This window comes from Streptococcus parauberis NCFD 2020, assembly GCF_000187935.1.
Taxonomy (GTDB): Bacteria; Bacillota; Bacilli; order Lactobacillales; family Streptococcaceae; genus Streptococcus; species Streptococcus parauberis.
Genome location: NZ_AEUT02000001.1, coordinates 751,148 through 770,597, shown reverse-complemented (window position 1 = coordinate 770,597; position 19,450 = coordinate 751,148). Strand labels below are relative to the sequence as shown.

The window sequence follows — 19,450 nt, the reverse complement described above, 5'->3', positions numbered from 1 at the left end:
GTGAAAAAGTTTTATAATAGTCGCCTTTGGCTTGGACTTGTTTCTGTATTTTTTGCTATTCTCTTGTTCTTATCTGCTGTAAGTAATTCCAACAATGCTTCTTCACAAAAAAATAATCCAGTTGAGACTTTTACACAAAGTATAACTGATGTGCCAATTGATATGAAATATAATAGTGATAAATACTTTATCAGTGATTATTCATACGGTTCTCAAGTCTACCTTTCATCAACGAATAGGGTAAAACTGGATTCAGAAGTTAACGGTGATACACGACATTTTAAAATTGTCGCTGATTTAACCAATTCAAAACCAGGTAAGGTATCAGTGCCTTTGAAAGTCTCTAATTTACCAATTGGTTTAACAGCAAAAGTGACTCCGGATCGTTTAACAGTCACAATTGGACGAAAGAAAACAAAATCTTTCCCAGTTACAGGTGGTGTAGATCCAAAACAAATTGTTTCTGGGTATGAGATTGCAAGCATTACTTCAACTGATAAACGAGTTGAAGTTACAAGTGATGAATCTAAAATTGATTTAATTGATCATGTGGTTGCTAAATTACCGGACAATGTTAAGTTATCCTCGGATTATAATGATACGGTTACCTTACAAGCAGTCTCTGCAGATGGCACAATTTTAGCAAGTTCTATTAATCCTGCTAAAACAGACTTAGAAGTTAAAATTAAAAAAATTAGTAAGACAGTTCCAGTATCTGTCCTAATGACTGGTCAAATGAGTGATCGAGTTAGTGAAATACAACCACGCTTGTCTAGACAAACTGTGGTTATCTCTGGACCTAGAGAGGTTCTAGATACTATAAATGAAGTTACTGCCAAAGTTGATATTACTGATGTGACAAAGTCAACAAGCAAAACAGTTACTTTATCAGAAGAGTCTGTCACAATTGAACCGTCATCATTGAATGTTCAATTAACAGTCAAAAAGAAGTAAAAAAACTTAAACAGAAGAATTTGGAGGAAAAAGCGTTCGTCGCTTAAATAAATATGGGTAAATATTTTGGTACAGATGGTGTCCGTGGAGAAGCTAACGTTGAGTTAACTCCTGAATTAGCATTTAAACTTGGTCGTTTTGGTGGCTATGTCTTAAGTCAACATGAAACAGAAAGACCAAAAGTCTTTGTTGCACGTGACACTCGTATCTCTGGTGAGATGCTTGAATCAGCATTGATTGCTGGTTTATTGTCAGTCGGAATTGAAGTTTATAAATTAGGAGTTCTTGCAACTCCCGGTGTTTCTTACTTAGTTAGAACTGAGAAAGCAAGTGCTGGTGTTATGATTTCAGCAAGTCACAATCCTGCTTTAGATAATGGTATTAAATTCTTTGGATCAGATGGTTTTAAATTAGCTGATGATCAAGAATTGGAAATTGAAGACTTACTTGATGCTGAAGAAGATACACTTCCACGACCAAGTGCTGATGGACTTGGGACTTTGGTAGAATATCCAGAAGGTTTACGTAAGTATGAAAAATTTCTAGTTTCAACTGGCTTAGATTTAGAAGGCATGAAAGTTGCTCTTGATACTGCAAATGGTGCTGCATCAGCTACTGCCCGTGATATATTCGTCGACTTACATGCTGATATTTCTGTTATTGGTGAAAAACCTGATGGTTTAAATATCAATGATGGAATTGGTTCGACACACCCAGAAAAATTACAAGAACTAGTAAAAGAAACCCAATCAGAAATTGGGTTAGCATTTGATGGTGATAGTGACCGGTTGATTGCTGTCGACGAGAATGGTGAGATTGTTGATGGTGACAAAGTAATGTTTATCATTGGGAAATACCTTTCAGAAAATGGTCAACTTGCCCAAAATACAATTGTTACGACGGTTATGTCAAATTTAGGTTTCCATAAGGCTTTAGATGAACATGGTATTAACAAAGCTGTAACTGCAGTTGGTGACCGTTATGTTGTTGAAGAAATGCGTAGATCCAACTATAATTTAGGTGGGGAACAATCTGGTCATGTTATTATTATGGATTATAATACAACAGGAGATGGCCAATTAACAGCTATTCAGTTGACAAAAGTTATGAAAGAAACTGGTAAAAAATTATCAGAGCTAGCTGCTCAAGTCACAATTTATCCTCAAAAACTCGTTAACATTCGTGTTGAAAATAGCATGAAGGATAAAGCCATGGAAGTACCAGCAATCTCTGAAATTATTACAAAAATGGAAGCTAAAATGGAAGGCAATGGGCGTATCCTAGTAAGACCAAGTGGTACTGAACCACTCTTACGTGTTATGGCTGAAGCTCCAACTGACGCAGAAGTTGACTATTATGTTGATACAATTGCTGATGTTGTCCGTGCAGAAATTGGAATTGACTAAAAAGGGTGTCGTTAATACGACACTTTTTTGATAAGATTAATTAGATAGGGTATTGAACGTGAAAAGACAAATTGAAGCTGTAATTACTGCCTTGGATCCTCAAGCCTCGGCTTACTTTAAGTCGATTATTCCAGAATACCAAAATGGTTATATCGATTACATTTATCAATCAGATAAAGCTGATATTCAGAAAAGAAGACTAAAGTACATTAGTAAACTCTTTCAAATATGGCAAGATAATCCTTGGTACTATATCATGCCTATGAGTCAACATAGTGCAGAAGTTATTGCAAATGAATGGCAGTACAATCCACCATATGATTTTTATTATCTTAGTGGCGATCCAGAAGATTATACTGAATTAATCACTCCTGAAGGTCGGCAAAATAATTATTTCCAGGTTATTCGAAATGGTATTTTGTTCGGCTTTGCCTCATTTGAAATTAATGATAAGGAGCTGGAAATTGGACTTGGTATGGCACCAAAATGGACAGGTCAATCCTATGGAAAAGACTTCCTTAGGACGATTGAAGATTATACTAAAGCTAATTATTCATGCGACACCCTTGTTCTTAATGTCGCTGCCTTTAATAGTCGTGCCATAAGCTTATATACAAATAGCGGTTATAAAAAGATTGAAACTTTTAAACAGACAACTAATGGAGCTGATTTCGATTTTATCCGAATGGAAAAGAAACTGAATATCACATCTTAAAAACCACTCAGCTATGTTTAAAAAATCAAAAATGGTATAATAAGGTTATGTTAATAAAACCCGAATCTGCTTACGTGCACATCCCTTTTTGTACACAAATCTGTTATTATTGTGACTTCTCAAAAGTCTTTATCAAAAATCAGCCTGTAGATGATTATCTACGGGCTCTTATTGCTGAGTTTCGCTCTTTTGGAATAAAGAAATTACGGACTATATATATAGGTGGTGGGACTCCAACTTCTATTACAGCCCAACAATTAGATTATCTCCTGACCGAATTGGTCAAAGACTTAGATTTGCCTTATTTGGAAGAATTTACTATTGAAGCCAATCCAGGGGACTTAACTCCGGATAAAATTGAGGTTATGAAAAAATCAGCCGTTAATCGTGTTTCACTCGGCGTTCAAACCTTTAATGATAAACACTTGAAACAAATTGGGCGTAGCCATAATGAGGCACAAATATATAGTACGATCGACAGTCTAAAAGAGGCTGGATTTCATAATATTTCAATTGATTTAATTTATGCACTTCCCGGTCAAACATTGGACCAAGTCAAAGAAAATGTGGCTAAGGCCTTGGCCTTGGATATTCCTCACCTTAGCCTTTATAGTTTAATTTTAGAACACCATACTATTTTTATGAACAAGATGCGCCGTGGTAAGTTAAACTTACCTACGGAAGACTTAGAAGCTGAAATGTTTACCTACATTATTAATGAAATGGAAGCCAATGGCTTTGAGCACTATGAAATTTCTAACTTTTCAAAACCAGGATTTTATAGCCAGCATAATCTAATGTATTGGAACAATGATGAGTATTACGGCTGTGGAGCTGGAGCTTCGGGTTATTTGGATGGTGTGCGTTACCGCAATCGGGTGCCCATCCAACACTACTTATCTGCAGTGGAAGCTGGCGATGCAAGACTAACCAATGAGGTTCTCACGGCTAATGAAAAGATGGAAGAAGAACTCTTTCTTGGTCTGAGAAAAAAAACAGGGGTTTCAAAAAGTCGATTTCAAGGAAAATTTGGCATTTCATTTGATAGTAGGTATGGTCAAATTGTTGATAAATTAGTTAAACGAGGACTATTACAAGAAGACCAAGATCAGGTTAGAATGACTAAGAAAGGTCTTTTCCTGGGAGATTCAGTTGCTGAAGAGTTTATTTTAGAATAGGGGAAAAAATGGGACTCATTTATAAAGAAGAATTAAAATTAGGTTTTGATATGTGTGATGTGAAATTAGATGTCAAATTGCCTCACTTGATTTCATATTGCCTTGGTTTATCAGGTCGTCAAACTGAGTTGCTCCAAATGAGCGACCAAAAAGTATTGGATGACTACCATTTAATTTGGATTATTACTGACCATGAATTGACACTGGACCGTTTACCACGTTTTGGTGATACAATTACCATTGAGACAGAGCCCTTTGCATATAACAAACTGTTCTGTTACCGTCGTTTTACAATTTTTGACCAAGACCATCAGCAAATGGCGGAAATTATTACTCACTTTGCCTTGATGGACCCAGATACTCGTAAAGTGGCCCATATTCCAACTGATTTGGTTCAGCCTTTCGAAAGTGATTTCGTTAAAAAATTACGTCGCACACCAAAAATCAAGACTTTAGAAAATCCGAAAGAAAAAATCTACAATGTTCGTTATTATGACTTGGACATGAATGGCCATGTTAACAATGGGAAATACCTTGATTGGATCTATGACGTCATGTCTTATGATTTCCTATCTAAGCACCGCCCTGTAGCAATTCAATTAAGATATATCAAGGAAGTGTCCCCTGATGGAACTATTGTTTCCAGATATGAACAAGACCAACTGACAACGACTCATGATATTACAGCAGATGGCAATCTGCATGCGCAAGCCATTATCCAATGGAAAGAAATAGAAGACTAAGAAAAGGAGCAAGATTTGACTTATAAAGGCTATTTGATTGATTTAGATGGAACACTTTATAAGGGAAAGGACCGAATTCCGGCTGGTGAGAGATTTATTGAACGCCTACAGGATAAAGGCATTCCTTATTTGCTGGTAACCAATAATACGACTAGGACGCCTGAGATGGTTCAGGAGATGTTGGCTAATCAGTTTAATATCGTGACACCTCTTGAAACGATTTACACGGCAACTATGGCAACTGTTGATTACATGAATGATATGGCGCGTGGGAAAACAGCTTATGTCATCGGTGAGACTGGCTTAAAGACGGCAATTGCCCAAGCTGCCTATACTGAAGATGTAGAAAATCCAGCCTACGTAGTTGTTGGTTTAGATAGCAAAGTTACTTATGACAAATTAGCAACGGCAACGCTGGCAGTTCAAAAGGGCGCTATCTTCATTGGAACCAACCCTGACCTTAACATTCCTACGGAACGTGGCTTGATGCCGGGGGCCGGCTCATTGGTGGCCTTGATTGAAGCGGCGACACGAATCCAACCAGTCTTCATTGGCAAGCCTAATGCGATTATCATGAACAAGGCTTTAGAAATCCTCAACATCGACAGAAAAGATGTTTTGATGGTTGGCGACAATTATTTGACAGATATTATGGCTGGTATTCAAAATGATATTGCAAGTCTCTTAGTAACTACTGGCTTTACAGCAGCAGAAGAAGTGCCAACTTTGCCAATTCAACCAAGCCATGTCATTGCTAGCCTAGAGGAATGGGATTTGGAATGAGAGAAAAACTACAATTAGGAATTCTTTGGTTTTGGTTATTAGGCCTTTCTGTGCTTGTTACCATCTATTTAGCTTGGGTCTTTTTTCCAACGGAAGTAGACGTATTGAATATCAGTAAAGCAATTTTTATGTCTAAACATTCAATTATCTATAACTTTAATGGGTTAATGGATTATCTAACTAATCCTCTGACTCATAAACTTGTTTTTGCCAGTTTCAGAACATCCAAAGAAGGACTAGCTCACTTCAAGGATGTCAAAATGCTTTTTCATTTTTGTCAATTAGTCGTTCTGATATTAGCCTTTCCTGCAATCCGTTTTCTAATCAGTTCACTGAAGAATAAAAGTATCATCTTTTATCAGAATTTTTTCAGAATGGCTTTTCTATTACCATTACTGATTGCTCTTCTCGCACTGATGATTGGCTTTGATAACTTCTTTACCCTATTCCACCAAGTTCTCTTTCCAGGGAAAAGTAATTGGTCCTTTAACCCTAGTACTGATCCAATTATCTGGATTCTACCTGAAGACTTTTTCATGCATTGTTTTGTGGGATTTTTGGGGATTTATGAGTTTGTATTTGGGCTATTCTATCTAATTTCTGTAAAACTAAAAAAAAGAATGTAAGTTCACTGATAGCGCTTGCATTTTTTTGTTTTAGCATGTTAGAATGAATTATAATATAAACAGATAGATTAGGGGACTCTAATGGAAAAAACTTTTTTTATGATAAAACCGGATGGTGTGAAACGTGGTTTGATTGGTCAGGTTTTGTACCGGATTGAACGTCGTGGTTTCAACTTGGAGAAATTGGAACTCTGTCAAGCGAGTCCAGAATTACTAAAACAGCATTATAGTGCTTTGGTTGAAAAGCCTTTCTATCCAGAGTTGGAAGCTTATATGACAAAGGGTCCAATTTTAATTGGAATTATTTCTGGGAATCGTGTTGTCTCTTCTTGGAGAACTATGATGGGCGTTACTAATCCAAAGGATGCTTTACCAGGTACAATTCGTGGTGATTTTGCGCAAGCACCCGGGGATACTGGGGGTATGGAAAACGTGGTCCACGGTTCTGATTCTCCTGAAGCAGCGCTTAGAGAAATTGATTTATGGTTTGGTAATCATGAATTAGATCAAAAATAAAAAAATAGTCTGCTCTGACATTTTCAAAATTTGAAAACTGAGCGACTATTCTTTTTTTGTATCTATTTTAGGAAGGTATTTATCTTTCAAGTTTAAACGATCTTGATAAGCTTCATCTTTGGTTGCCCGTAGCGGACCACTGTGATGCTGACCTTTGACACAGATACGACCAATATAACCTTTGTGATGCTTGTAGACACCTTTATAACCAGTGGTATTATTTTTATTCTGGCGATTAGTAAACATGTCCATTTCAACACCATCAACAAAAGTCTTCTTTTGATTAAGGGTGCTTAAGTCAGACAGACGTGTATCTTTTTGTAAACATCCACATGAACGTGTTTTACCACGTCGCAAAAGAGATGTGTAGGATTCAATGATATTGCCACAGATACATTTACAAATATAGACAATTTCATTGTTTCCAGCTCTTTTGCTTGTTTTAGCAAGAACTGTCAAGCGACCAAATCTCTCTCCCGTGAGATTTAATGTTTTCATTCTATTAATATATCATAAAAATGTAAATGATATCTTAAATTGTTGCAATATATTAAATAATGTTAATTTCATTTATATTACGAGATTATAGCATATTAGCAATTAAGCTCATGTTATTTATCTAGCTAGAAGTATACTTTTCTGATATAATATAATGAATTGAAAAATGTGTATAGGAAACCAAAATGAACAGTCAAGAACTTAAAAATCGTCAAGAAAAAATTAGAAATTTCTCTATTATAGCCCATATTGATCATGGGAAATCAACTCTCGCGGATAGAATTTTAGAAAAAACTGAAACAGTTTCAAGTCGTGAAATGCAAGCCCAATTATTGGACTCTATGGACCTGGAACGTGAACGTGGGATTACAATTAAATTAAATGCCATTGAACTAAATTATACTGCTAAAGACGGTGAGACTTATATTCTTCATCTAATTGACACACCTGGTCACGTCGATTTTACTTATGAGGTATCGCGTTCTCTGGCTGCCTGTGAAGGAGCGGTTTTGGTTGTTGATGCAGCTCAGGGGATTGAAGCACAAACCTTAGCCAATGTTTATTTGGCCTTAGATAATGACTTGGAAATCTTGCCAGTTATTAATAAAATCGACTTGCCTGCGGCTGATCCTGAACGAGTTCGTCAGGAAGTTGAAGATGTGATTGGTCTTGATGCCTCTGAAGCTGTTTTAGCTTCCGCTAAAGCTGGTATTGGGATTGAAGAAATCTTGGAACAGATTGTTGAAAAGGTTCCAGCACCATCTGGTGATGTCGATGCCCCATTGCAAGCCCTGATTTTTGACTCAGCTTACGATGCCTACCGTGGTGTTATTTTACAGGTTCGGATAATCAATGGTATTGTAAAACCTGGTGATAAGATTCAGATGATGTCAAATGGTAAAACCTTTGATGTTACCGAAGTTGGTATTTTTACACCGAAAACAGTGGGTCGTGAATTCTTAGCAACCGGAGACGTTGGTTACATTGCCGCATCTATTAAGACGGTGGCTGATACGCGCGTGGGTGATACTATCACGCTTGCAACCAATCCTGCTGCTGAAGCCCTGCACGGCTATAAACAAATGAACCCAATGGTTTTTGCCGGCCTTTACCCGATTGAGTCTAACAAGTACAACGACTTGCGGGAAGCTTTGGAGAAGTTGCAGCTGAATGATGCCAGCTTGCAGTTCGAGCCAGAAACCTCTCAAGCCTTGGGCTTTGGTTTCCGCTGTGGATTCCTGGGTCTCTTGCATATGGATGTTATCCAAGAGCGTTTGGAGCGAGAGTTCAACATCGATTTGATCATGACAGCGCCGTCGGTAGTCTACCAAATCAACACCACTGATGGTGAAATGGTACGCGTCTCAAATCCGTCTGAGTTCCCAGATCCAACTAAGGTTGAGTCTATTGAAGAACCTTACGTCAAAGCTCAAATCATGGTGCCTCAGGAGTTCGTCGGGGCGGTGATGGAATTAGCCCAAAGGAAGCGCGGCGATTTCGTGACCATGGATTATATCGACGACAACCGCGTCAATGTTATCTATCAGATTCCTCTGGCAGAAATTGTCTTTGACTTCTTTGACAAGCTCAAATCATCAACTCGCGGCTACGCCAGCTTTGATTATGAGATTTCCGAATACCGCAAATCACAATTGGTGAAAATGGATATTCTCCTCAACGCCGAAAAAGTCGATGCCCTCAGTTTTATTGTCCATCGCGAATTTGCTTATGAACGTGGAAAACTCATTGTTGAAAAATTAAAGAAAATCATTCCACGCCAACAATTTGAAGTGCCAATCCAAGCAGCCATCGGGCAAAAAATCGTTGCCCGCTCCGACATCAAAGCCTTACGTAAAAACGTCCTGGCCAAATGTTATGGTGGTGACGTTTCTCGTAAACGCAAACTCTTAGAAAAGCAAAAAGCTGGTAAAAAACGCATGAAAGCCATCGGTTCAGTTGAAGTACCTCAGGAAGCCTTCCTAAGCGTTCTATCAATGGATGATGATACTAAGAAATAATTATTATTATTAAAAATGAAGACAAAGTACTTTGTCTTCATTTTTTGTACTTTTCATTTGTAGTGAATGAATGTTTTAGAAATCCAAGGGATTCCAGGCTTAATTTTTCAGCCTCGTCTAAAAAATTCCCATTAATTTAAAACATGATATTTTAAATAATTATACCACTGAGAAAAGTAAAGAAATTAACAATTTTTTAAATACTATGCAAACAAAATAGTTAAGCTTTAATTTTAATAGTCAAACTTACGAGTTTATTAAATAAAAATTTCTAAGTTAATAATTTATGACTTTTTAAACTTAATAATTATAGCTAATACAAAAAATAAATCAGCAGTCTAAATACATAGAAATGTTTCTCAGTGATCTTAATTTTTGAAATGGAATATTTCTGACCCTAGTAAAATGTTCATCTTTCTTATTTAATTTGGTAAAATAAATTAATAATGATTCGAAAGGTATGGTTATGGTATCTATTATATGTTCTAAGAATTATAAAATAAATAAACAAGCTTCAAGTGAAGTTTTAAGAACCTTACCTGAATGGTTTGGAATCGAACAATCTACTCAAGCCTACATTGAATCTGCTTGTATTGTACCTTGTCTTATTGCATACGATAATGATGAAATAATAGGTTTTCTTTCTATTATTGAATCAAATGATTTTCTAGAAATTGATTCAATGGGAGTAAAGCCTATATACCATAAACGAGGAGTAGGCAGGCAGTTAATAAATAATTTGATTGAATATGCGAGAGTAAACAACTACTTGGGGATTATTGTTAAAACATTGTCTGATAAGCATCCTGATATAAATTATAAATTGACTAGATTATTTTATCATCACCTTGGCTTTGTTGATAAGCGCGAATTGTTAATCTGGGGTGAGGAACTTCCCTGTATAGAAATGGAGTTATTAATTGATGAAAAATGAAATTAATTCAAAAGAACTAGTAAATCGCATTGGTCAGCTAGCTTTTGAGGTGACGCAAAATGGGGCGACTGAGCCTGCTTTTATTGGTCGATATGATAATTTTTTTGAAAAGGGGATTTATGTTGATGTGGTGAATGGTCAGGTCCTCTTTTCTTCTTTAGATAAATTTAATTCGGGTTGTGGTTGGCCAGCTTTCTCTAAGCCAGTCGAGAATCGTGCGGTGACACACCACGATGATCAATCTTTTGGGATGAGACGGATAGAGATACGAAGCAAGGAAGCTAATTCTCATCTGGGTCATGTCTTTAATGATGGTCCCAGTGACAAAGGTGGTTTACGCTACTGTATCAATTCGGCTTCTTTGCAATTCATTCCGTATAAGGAAATGGCAGCAAAAGGCTATGGTAATTACTTGGCTTTATTTGATGGTGGAGAAGATAATGGATAAAGAGCTTGTTTTAAAAGAAGCGCAAAAGTGGGTGAAAAACAAACTTGATGGCGAATCAAGTGGTCATGATTGGTGGCACATTGTGCGCGTACGAAATACTGCTAAGACCATAGCTGAAGCAGAAGGAGCGGACTCCTTCGTTTGTCAACTTGCAGCCTTACTCCATGATATGGCTGATGAAAAATTAAATGCTGACCCTGAAGCCGCACGTCAAGCAATAATTGAATGGCTGGCTAATCATTTAATGGAGCCACAAACGAGTAAAGAAATCCTTTATATTATTGATAACATGTCTTTCAAAGGTGGGCAAGGGAAAGTTCTTGATACCATCGAAGGCAAAGTGGTTCAGGATGCAGACCGACTAGATGCTATTGGAGCAATTGGGATAGCCAGATGTATGGCCTATTCCGGTCACAAAGGGCGTCTTATTCATGATCCCAACATGCAGCCTCGTCAAGATTTAACTCCAGAGGATTACCGAAATGGCCAAGATACAGCCATTATGCATTTCTATGAAAAATTGCTTAAATTAAAAGACTTAATGAACACCACTTTTGGCCGTCAAATGGCAGAGCAAAGACATAACTTTCTTTTGCAGTACCTTGACCAGTTCTATGCGGAATGGGACGGACTGCGCTAGCTTTTATAATAAATAGGAGACAGAATATGATACGTTTAGCTGAAAAATCAGATATTCCAGGAATTTTGGTCCTTTTGAAAGATATCTGTTTGATTCATCATCAGATGCGACCAGATATCTTTAAGGAAGGCTCAGGAAAATTCAATCGAAAAAGTTTAGAAGAACTCTTAGACCAACCAAACAAACCAATTTATGTTTATGCAGATAAGAATGGACAAATACTTGGTCATTTATTTCTAGAATTTAAAATTCCTGATTCACCAGTTCGTTTGCCATATAAAAGCCTCTATGTTGAAGACTTATGTGTCTCTGAGGCTAGTCGCGGACAAGGTGTTGGAAAAGCACTGATGAGTTTCGCAGAGAACTTAGCACGTGAAAATGGTTGTTATAACCTTACTCTGAATGTTTGGAATGCCAACAAGTCTGCTTATGATTTTTACCTAGGTCTTGATTTTATACCTCAGCAGACCCAAATGGAACGTATTCTTTAATGGTTATCTGTGAAAAATGAGAAAATTATAGTAAAAAAGCCTTGATTAAAGGCTTTTCCTTTACTTGATTTTTAATCTTATCTTCGGTAAAATGAAAATTAGAAGTAGAAAGATGGTGAAATTTTGCCGACATTAGTTGATTATATTACAGAAAATAAAAATAAAAGTTTTAAAGATTTACCAATCAATGAATTAGATATTGTAGCCATCAATGAAATTGGTTACTTATCCTTTGATGATGTTGTTAAAGAAACAATTACCAGTCAATCGGATGTCTACTTGTCAGAATTGACAGTGGATGATGAGAAAGACCTATTAAACAGCGTTTATAATTATTTAATAACAAAAGAAAGATTGAATCTTTTTCATGCTATTAGACAATCAAAACGCTTTAAAGAATTAGCTCTTTCACATTATATTAATGAAATTGACGTTGAATTTGAACGCCAGTTTGCGGGCATGGTCTTTAAAATCAAAAGTCTTAACCACGTTCAAGTAGTATTTCGTGGGACAGATGACAGTTTGATTGGCTGGAAAGAAGATTTTAAATTAACCTATATGCGTGAGATTCCAGCTCATCGCGCAGCCATTTCCTTTATAAAAAATTACTTAGATGAAAACCCTGAGGATCAAATCATTGTATCTGGACATTCCAAGGGTGGCACCCTAGCCCTTTATGGAACGAGTTTTATTACTCCTAGTTATCAAGAGGCAATTAAGAAAGTTTATTTATTAGATTCACCAGGCTTATCAGAAGATTTATTAGAGAGACCAGGCTATCAATCAATTAGAAAAAAACTGATTGTTATTCGACCACAAGAATCAGTGGTTGGAGTTATGCTCTATTGTGATGTTCCACCTAAAATTGTTAAAAGTAGTGCTTTTGGAGTTTTGCAACATAAAACAAGTAGTTGGCAAGTCGATGCTAAAGGGAAATTTGTAACTGTTCCCCATCCAAGCAGTCTTAGTCGAAATTTAGAATTAACTTTTAAAGAATGGAATAGACAACTTTCAAAACAGGAATTAAAGATGGTTTGTGATTTGTTTTTTGATGCTTTAATCAGTAGTGGTATCACAAGCCTCCATGCCTTTACTTTTGATGAAAAAGCCTTTGTCAATTTCTATCAAGTTCTCAGTAGTTTACGTTCAATCGACCAAGCTCATAAAGCTGTCATGATTAAATCCATGAGACAATTAATTCATGATTATACTGGTATCCGTAAAAGAGAAGTATCTGAAAAAATCCAAGGACGAATTGGTGCTATTTTAAAGAAACGTGCTTAATATTAATATTAAAACAAGTTTTAAAGGTTGAGCTTCTCCGGTTTACGTTTTATAGTTGACCGACCCTAAGGGGCAAATGCTATAATAGACTAATAACGGAGGTTTAATTATGGTTGAGACAGTAAAAATGAACAATGGGTTAGTCATCCCAGTTTTAGGTTTAGGAACATGGATGATTAATGATGAGAATGTTGAATCCGTCGTATCCCAAGCTTTAAAGTTGGGTTACCGTCATATAGATTCTGCACAAGCATATGGTAATGAAGCTGGTGTAGGAAAAGGTATTTTCGTATCCGGGATTCCTCGTGAAGAGATTTTTGTAACTAGTAAAGTAGCAGCTGAACATAAAAATTATGATGATGCAGCCGCATCAATAGATGAGTCCTTAAAAAAGCTAGGTTTAGACTATTTAGATTTAATGATTATTCATAGTCCACAGCCATGGACTGAATGGCGTCAAACGGATAAAAACTATGACAAAGGGAATATGGAAGCATGGCGAGCCCTTGAAGATGCTCAAAAAGCTGGAAAAGTAAAATCGATTGGGGTATCAAATTTCCTTATCAATGATTTGAAGAACATTCTTAAACATGGCACAGTTAAACCAGTCGTAAATCAAATCTTAACACATATTGGAAATACACCATTTGACTTAATCGAGTTTTGTCAAAAAGAAGATATTATTCTTGAAGCTTATTCACCAATTGCACATGGTCAAGCATTACAGAACCCTACAATTATAGAAATGGCCGAAAAGTATCAGGTGTCAACTGCTCAGTTGTGTATCAAATACGTTATGCAATTGGGAATGGTTGCCTTGCCAAAATCAACTAACCCAAATCATATGTTGACTAATATGAAACTTGATTTCACGGTAGATAGTAAGGATATGACAATTCTAAAAGCAATCAATGTAACAGATTATGGCGAATATACAAAATTCCCAGTCTTTAGTGGTAAATAAAAGTTGAAGTTTTCTTCAACTTTTTTTATTTTTCTCTTGACTTAGAGTTAACTCCAAGGATTATCATAGAAGAAATAGAAAAGAGGGGAATATGAAAAAAGTAGTTTTAGTAACAGGAGCAGGACAAATTTCATTAGCAATTACGCGTAGAATTGCCTACGGCTGTCAAATTGTCTTAGGGGATAAATCAATAGTAAATGCCCAAGAAATGGCGACAGTCTTAAGCCAAGCTGGTTTTGATGTGGTAGCTAAAGAAATGGACTTATCTGATAAAGAATCTATTTTGGACTTTATTACATACGCGCAAAATTTTGGTGAAATTCATTATATGATTAATGGCGCAGGCGTTTCACCATCACAAGCTTCAATAGAAAAGGTTTTAGCTGTCGATTTATATGGGACAGCTGTCCTATTGGAGGAAGTTGGTAAAATTATTGCTCAAGGCGGCAGAGGTGTTACCATTTCAAGTCAGTCAGGTTTTAGAATGCCGGCACTAACTGAGAAACAAGACCGAGCATTGGCGATGACTGATCCAAATCAACTGTTAGACCTAGACTTTTTGCAAGTTGACCAAATTGAGAACAGTTTGCACGCTTATCAGCTTGCAAAACGAGCAAATGAGAAAAGGGTTATGGGTGAAGCCGTTAAATGGGGCAAAAGAGGAGCTCGTATTAATGCTATTGCCCCAGGCATTATTGTTACACCACTTGCTTTGGACGAATTTAATGGACCACGAGGAGACTTCTATAAGAATATGTTCGCTAATTCTCCCGCAGGCAGACCAGGTGCAGCAGACGAAGTAGCTAATTTAGCAGAGCTTGTTCTAAGTGAACAGGCAGCTTACATGACAGGCTCAACACTCTTAATTGATGGTGGTGCGACAGCTTCTTATTTCTACGGACCTTTAAAACCAAATAAAGAAAGTTAGGCAAGAGATGATACCAAAAGATTTATTGATTGATAGCTATCGTAGGATTAATCAAGCAATGGTTGAAAAGGATATTGAAACTTTAGAGAATATAATTTCAAAGGACTCTGTTTTGGTTCATATGACTGGTTATGTTCAACCTCTAGTGGAATGGCTTAGTGATATTGCAAACGACCAGATGATCTATAACTCCTCTCAGTTTGTATCAGCCACTGTTAGGGATTTAGATAATAAAAAAATGCTTGTCATTGGTCGCAGTTACGTTGTAGCTAGTATTTGGGGCAGTCGAATGCATAAGTGGCCCTTAGAAATTAAATTGACCTTTGAAGAAATTAATGGCAAGTGGCATGTTACAAACCAAATTGCTTCAACATTTTAGGAGAAATTCAATGAAAAATATATTAATTATTGGTGCGACAGGATCCTTAGGAGAAACATTACGTAGAAAATTGGCTAACCAGGATCAATATCAACTCACTTTATTTTCAAGAGGTAGTAATCTTCTAAGACTTAATGAAAATGAACAGGCTATGGCTGCTTCTGTTTTTGAAGACGAGAAGTTAAATCAAGCCATGCAAAAGCAAGATATTGTTTTTGTGGCTTTGTCTGGAAATTTACCAGAAATGATTAAACCTATTCTAAAGGTAATGTATGATAATAAGGTAAAGAGAATTGTTTTTGTCTCTTCTATTGGTATTTATAATGAAATAAGAGGCTCAGGAAATATATCAAATAATCCAATTTTACAACCCTATCGTCAAACAGCCGATATAGTAGAAGAGTCAGGTTTAGATTATACTATTCTGAGACCAGCTTGGTTTGATAATGGCTCAGATACGACTTGCCAAATCTCTCTTAAAGGTGAAACTGTAACTGGTCATGATGTTTCTAGAAAAGCCATTATTGAACTTGTATCAACTATTATTAATCAACCAGAACGCTACTTAAATCAAAACATTGCTTTATTTAGATAAGAAATATTTTTGGAACAAGATTTCATACTTTTGATAGATCTGTTCCAATAAATGAAAAATTATAAATAATTAATGTTCTTGCTTGACCTGGAGTCTACTCTAGGGTTTATAATGAAATTAATAATAAAAAAGGGGAATCATATGAAAGTAGCAACATTTATTGAAGTCGGCAAAATGGAAGTGACAGAATTTCCAAAACCTGTTATTGAAAAAGAAACAGATGCCATCATTAAGATTGTCCGTGCATGTGTCTGCGGATCTGACTTGTGGTGGTTTCGTGGTATTTCAAAACGTGAGACAAATACAGCAGCTGGACATGAAGCTATTGGAATTGTTGAAGAAGTTGGCTCAGCAGTAGATCAAGTTAAAGTTGGTGATTTTGTTGTTGTTCCTTTCACTCATGGATGTGGTTCATGTGCAGCTTGTCAAGCAGGCTTTGATGGGAACTGTACAAATCATGAAGCTGGTAAAAATATTGGCTACCAAGGTGAATACCTTCGTTATACAAATGCTAACTGGGCTTTAGTTAAAATTCCAGGACAGCCTTCGGACTACTCTGAAGAAAAATTAAATTCCCTTTTGACCCTTTCTGATGTTATGGCAACTGGTTATCATGCTGCCAAAACAGCCGAAGTTAAAGGAGGTGATACAGTTGTTGTCATGGGTGATGGTGCTGTCGGCCTCTGTGGCGTGATTGGTGCAAAATTACTTGGCGCAAAACGTATTATTGCAATGAGCCGTCATAAAGACCGTCAAGACCTAGCACTTGAGTTTGGAGCAACTGATATTGTTGCTGAACGTGGTGACCAAGCAGTCGTAAAAGTAATGGAATTAACTGATAATGTTGGGGCGGATGCTATTTTGGAATGTGTTGGCACAGAACAGTCAGTCGATACAGCTGTTAAAGTAGCAAGACCTGGTGCAGTTATTGGCCGTGTAGGTATCCCACAAAATCCAAATATGAATACCAATGAGTTATTCTGGAAGAATATTGGCTTACGTGGAGGCATCGCCTCTGTAACAACATTTGACAAAGAAGTTTTATTAGATGCTGTTTTAACAGATAAAATTAATCCAGGTAAAGTATTCACAAAATCATTTGCTTTAGATGACATCCAAGCAGCCTATGAGGCAATGGATAAACGCAAATCCATTAAATCATTAGTTATTATCAGCTAATAAGGAATTGATATGAATATTAAGAAAGTAAGTGAATTAACGGGTGTATCAGCTGATACGATTCGTTATTATGAACGGATTGGTTTGATTCCTCCTATTGGGCGGACGCAGTCTGGAATCCGTGATTTCTCACAGCATGATATTGATGTGCTTGAGTTTGTCAGATACTTTAGGGGCGCAGGCATTCCAGTTGAAAGTTTAATTGAGTATATTGGACTTGTTCAACTTGGCGATGAAACGATTGAAGCCCGCTTGGCTATTCTGCAAGATGAAAAAGAAGCCATGGAAGCAAGACTTGACGAACTCAATCAGGCTCTGGACCGTCTCAATCATAAAATAGATAATTATAAGAATAAGATAGTTCCTCGTGAACACCAATTATTTGATAAATAAAAAGGAGATTAGTATGAACGAAGAAGAAGTTTTGAATGGTATTTTCCCACTAGGACAAGAAAATCCTTACGGGCAATTTTTCACAGGACAATCATTTTTAAAAGCTCTAGCTAAGTCACCTGATCAAAATTTGCAGGTGGGGAATGTTAGCTTTGAACCAGCTTGTCGTAACAATTGGCATGTTCATTTAGATGGTTTTCAAATTCTACTTGTCACAGCTGGTCAAGGTTGGTATCAAGAAGAAGGCAAGACTGCTCAGTTACTTAAGGTCGGTGATGTCATTGTGACCGACAAGATGGTTCGCCATTGGCACGGTGCAACTAAGGATTCATGGTTTTCTCATATAGCTATAACATCTGGTGCTAGTGAGTTTTATGAAGCAGTTACTGATGAAGAATACGACAAATTATAAGATAGAAAGTGTGATTAAATATGGCAGTTAAACAAACAGCTGGAAGAAATAACTTGGGTGAATTTGCACCAAAATTTGCAGAGTTTAATGATGATGTCCTATTTGGAGAAGTTTGGTCCAGAGAAAGTGAACTTCCTGCTAAAACAAGATCGATGATTACTGTTTCGGCATTAATTTCTGGTGGTAATTTGGAGCAACTTGATCATCATTTGAATTTTGCTAAGGAAAATGGTGTCACAAAAGAAGAGATTTCAGAAATAATTACTCATTTAGCTTTTTATGTGGGTTGGCCAAAAGCCTGGTCTACTTTTAATCGAGCTAAAGAAATTTGGAAAGATTAAGTTCAGGATTTACAAAGGAGACGAAATGGAATATACAAAATTAGGTAATACAGGTTTGGAAGTGTCAAAACTTTGTTTAGGGTGTATGAGTTTTGGAGATTCAAGTACAGGTTTTCACTCAGGTTGGCTTTTAGATGAAGATGCAAGTCGTAAGATTATTAAGAAAGCTCTCGATATGGGAATTAACTTCTTTGATACTGCTAATACCTATGCTGCCGGAACAAGTGAAGAATACCTTGGACGTGCGATCAAAGATTTTGCTGATCGTGAAGAAATTGTAATTGCTACAAAATTATTTTTTGGTGATGGTCAACATGAGGGACGTAATACTAAAGGTCTTTCACGCAAAGCTATTATCAATCAGGTTAATGCTAGTTTAGAACGCTTAGGTACTGATTATATTGATTTATTATATATCCACAGATGGGATTATAACACGCCAATTGAAGAAACAATGGCTGCTCTAAATGATCTTGTCCGTTCTGGTAAAGTGCATTATTTAGGTGCATCAGCTATGTACGCTTGGCAATTCCAAAAAGCTCAGTATGTGGCAGAAAAAAACGGCTGGACTAAATTCTCTGTCATGCAAAATCACTACAATATGCTCTATCGCGAAGATGAGCGTGAGATGATTCCTTTCTGTAAAGATTCTGGTGTTGCTCTGGTCCCATATAGTCCTTTAGCTGCTGGTCGGGTTGTTCGTGACTGGGATGCTGATACGGCAAGAAGTAAAACAGATGAAATAGCTAAATCGAAATATGACAGTACTGAGGAACAAGACAAAGAGATTGTTAAATGTGTTGCTGAGCTAGCTAAAGAGTTAGATGTTTCTCGTGCACAGGTAGCCTTAGCTTGGCTCTGGCAAAAAGGTATTGATTCACCAATTGTTGGTGTTACCAAAGAAAAATACCTTGATGATTATTTAGGTGCCTTCCAATTAATCTTAACTGATAACCAAATGGCAATGTTAGACAAAGCTTATCTTCCACACCAAATTGTTGGTGCATTGTAATTAGAAGAAGCAC

The 19,450-nt window shown here is 36.7% G+C and carries 24 protein-coding genes; 23 read left to right on the top strand and 1 reads right to left on the bottom strand.

What is annotated here, in order from left to right; translation table 11 throughout:
• The 8 genes from SPB_RS03915 (at position 1) to ndk (ending at position 6,921) form a co-directional block, all read left to right on the top strand.
• On the top strand, positions 1–954 hold the full coding sequence (locus SPB_RS03915; RefSeq protein WP_003103199.1) for a CdaR family protein: 954 nt from the start codon (positions 1–3) through the stop codon (positions 952–954).
• Between the two features lie 53 nt (positions 955–1,007).
• Positions 1,008–2,360 carry a phosphoglucosamine mutase gene (glmM, locus tag SPB_RS03910; RefSeq protein ID WP_003104383.1) on the top strand — a complete coding sequence of 451 codons (1,353 nt, stop codon included), beginning with the start codon at positions 1,008–1,010 and terminating at the stop codon, positions 2,358–2,360.
• Between the two features lie 58 nt (positions 2,361–2,418).
• Positions 2,419–3,075 carry a GNAT family N-acetyltransferase gene (locus SPB_RS03905; RefSeq protein WP_003104923.1) on the top strand — a complete coding sequence of 219 codons (657 nt, stop codon included), beginning with the start codon at positions 2,419–2,421 and terminating at the stop codon, positions 3,073–3,075.
• A gap of 47 nt (positions 3,076–3,122) precedes the next feature.
• Positions 3,123–4,253, top strand: coding sequence for a radical SAM family heme chaperone HemW (gene hemW, locus SPB_RS03900; protein WP_003104204.1), 1,131 nt, complete (start codon positions 3,123–3,125; stop codon positions 4,251–4,253).
• A gap of 8 nt (positions 4,254–4,261) precedes the next feature.
• Positions 4,262–4,996, top strand: a complete 735-nt coding sequence (locus SPB_RS03895) for an acyl-ACP thioesterase domain-containing protein (RefSeq protein WP_003105299.1) — start codon at positions 4,262–4,264, stop codon at positions 4,994–4,996.
• A 15-nt stretch (positions 4,997–5,011) separates the two neighbouring features.
• A complete protein-coding gene (locus SPB_RS03890) occupies positions 5,012–5,779 on the top strand; it encodes a TIGR01457 family HAD-type hydrolase (protein WP_003105971.1) in 768 nt (255 codons plus the stop codon).
• A complete protein-coding gene (locus tag SPB_RS03885; RefSeq protein WP_003102574.1) occupies positions 5,776–6,405 on the top strand; it encodes a TIGR01906 family membrane protein in 630 nt (209 codons plus the stop codon). The genes SPB_RS03890 and SPB_RS03885 overlap by 4 nt, the downstream gene beginning before the upstream one ends.
• Positions 6,406–6,486: 81 nt before the next feature.
• Positions 6,487–6,921: a nucleoside-diphosphate kinase gene (gene ndk / locus SPB_RS03880; RefSeq protein ID WP_003103789.1), complete on the top strand. Its 435-nt coding sequence runs from the start codon at positions 6,487–6,489 to the stop codon at positions 6,919–6,921.
• Positions 6,922–6,966: 45 nt separating this feature from the next.
• Here the strand turns inward: ndk and SPB_RS03875 are convergent, their stop codons facing one another.
• The gene (locus SPB_RS03875) at positions 6,967–7,419 is read right to left on the bottom strand and encodes a hypothetical protein (RefSeq protein ID WP_003104446.1); all 453 of its coding nucleotides are present in this window, start codon (positions 7,417–7,419) and stop codon (positions 6,967–6,969) included.
• A 185-nt stretch (positions 7,420–7,604) separates the two neighbouring features.
• On the opposite strand from SPB_RS03875, the gene lepA reads away from it, so the two are divergent.
• The 15 genes from lepA (at position 7,605) to SPB_RS03800 (ending at position 19,437) form a co-directional block, all read left to right on the top strand.
• Positions 7,605–9,437, top strand: a complete 1,833-nt coding sequence (gene lepA / locus SPB_RS03870; protein ID WP_003105526.1) for a translation elongation factor 4 — start codon at positions 7,605–7,607, stop codon at positions 9,435–9,437.
• A gap of 466 nt (positions 9,438–9,903) precedes the next feature.
• On the top strand, positions 9,904–10,371 hold the full coding sequence (locus tag SPB_RS03865) for a GNAT family N-acetyltransferase (protein WP_003105965.1): 468 nt from the start codon (positions 9,904–9,906) through the stop codon (positions 10,369–10,371).
• Positions 10,361–10,819, top strand: a complete 459-nt coding sequence (gene msrB, locus SPB_RS03860) for a peptide-methionine (R)-S-oxide reductase MsrB (protein ID WP_003103319.1) — start codon at positions 10,361–10,363, stop codon at positions 10,817–10,819. The genes SPB_RS03865 and msrB overlap by 11 nt, the downstream gene beginning before the upstream one ends.
• Positions 10,812–11,459, top strand: coding sequence for an HD domain-containing protein (locus tag SPB_RS03855; RefSeq protein ID WP_003104008.1), 648 nt, complete (start codon positions 10,812–10,814; stop codon positions 11,457–11,459). The genes msrB and SPB_RS03855 overlap by 8 nt, the downstream gene beginning before the upstream one ends.
• 26 nt (positions 11,460–11,485) lie before the next feature.
• Positions 11,486–11,950: a GNAT family N-acetyltransferase gene (locus SPB_RS03850; protein ID WP_003104598.1), complete on the top strand. Its 465-nt coding sequence runs from the start codon at positions 11,486–11,488 to the stop codon at positions 11,948–11,950.
• 123 nt (positions 11,951–12,073) lie between these two features.
• Positions 12,074–13,234 (top strand): Mbeg1-like protein, encoded by a 1,161-nt coding sequence (locus tag SPB_RS03845; RefSeq protein ID WP_003105186.1) that lies wholly within the window; start codon positions 12,074–12,076, stop codon positions 13,232–13,234.
• A 109-nt stretch (positions 13,235–13,343) separates the two neighbouring features.
• Positions 13,344–14,198, top strand: coding sequence for an aldo/keto reductase (locus SPB_RS03840; protein WP_003105522.1), 855 nt, complete (start codon positions 13,344–13,346; stop codon positions 14,196–14,198).
• A 91-nt stretch (positions 14,199–14,289) separates the two neighbouring features.
• A complete protein-coding gene (locus tag SPB_RS03835; protein ID WP_003102726.1) occupies positions 14,290–15,126 on the top strand; it encodes an SDR family oxidoreductase in 837 nt (278 codons plus the stop codon).
• Between the two features lie 7 nt (positions 15,127–15,133).
• Entirely contained in the window at positions 15,134–15,505 is a 372-nt protein-coding gene (locus tag SPB_RS03830; RefSeq protein ID WP_037621149.1) for a nuclear transport factor 2 family protein, read from the top strand.
• A 10-nt stretch (positions 15,506–15,515) separates the two neighbouring features.
• Positions 15,516–16,100 carry an NAD(P)H-binding protein gene (locus tag SPB_RS03825; RefSeq protein WP_003105917.1) on the top strand — a complete coding sequence of 195 codons (585 nt, stop codon included), beginning with the start codon at positions 15,516–15,518 and terminating at the stop codon, positions 16,098–16,100.
• A gap of 141 nt (positions 16,101–16,241) precedes the next feature.
• Positions 16,242–17,279: a zinc-dependent alcohol dehydrogenase family protein gene (locus tag SPB_RS03820; protein WP_003103211.1), complete on the top strand. Its 1,038-nt coding sequence runs from the start codon at positions 16,242–16,244 to the stop codon at positions 17,277–17,279.
• 12 nt (positions 17,280–17,291) lie between these two features.
• A complete protein-coding gene (gene nmlR / locus SPB_RS03815) occupies positions 17,292–17,672 on the top strand; it encodes a stress response transcriptional regulator NmlR (RefSeq protein WP_003104344.1) in 381 nt (126 codons plus the stop codon).
• Between the two features lie 13 nt (positions 17,673–17,685).
• Entirely contained in the window at positions 17,686–18,084 is a 399-nt protein-coding gene (locus SPB_RS03810) for a cupin domain-containing protein (RefSeq protein ID WP_003104419.1), read from the top strand.
• A 20-nt stretch (positions 18,085–18,104) separates the two neighbouring features.
• Positions 18,105–18,425 (top strand): carboxymuconolactone decarboxylase family protein, encoded by a 321-nt coding sequence (locus SPB_RS03805; protein ID WP_003105483.1) that lies wholly within the window; start codon positions 18,105–18,107, stop codon positions 18,423–18,425.
• Between the two features lie 25 nt (positions 18,426–18,450).
• Positions 18,451–19,437 carry an aldo/keto reductase gene (locus SPB_RS03800; RefSeq protein WP_003102681.1) on the top strand — a complete coding sequence of 329 codons (987 nt, stop codon included), beginning with the start codon at positions 18,451–18,453 and terminating at the stop codon, positions 19,435–19,437.
• The last annotated feature ends 13 nt before the right edge of the window (positions 19,438–19,450 follow it).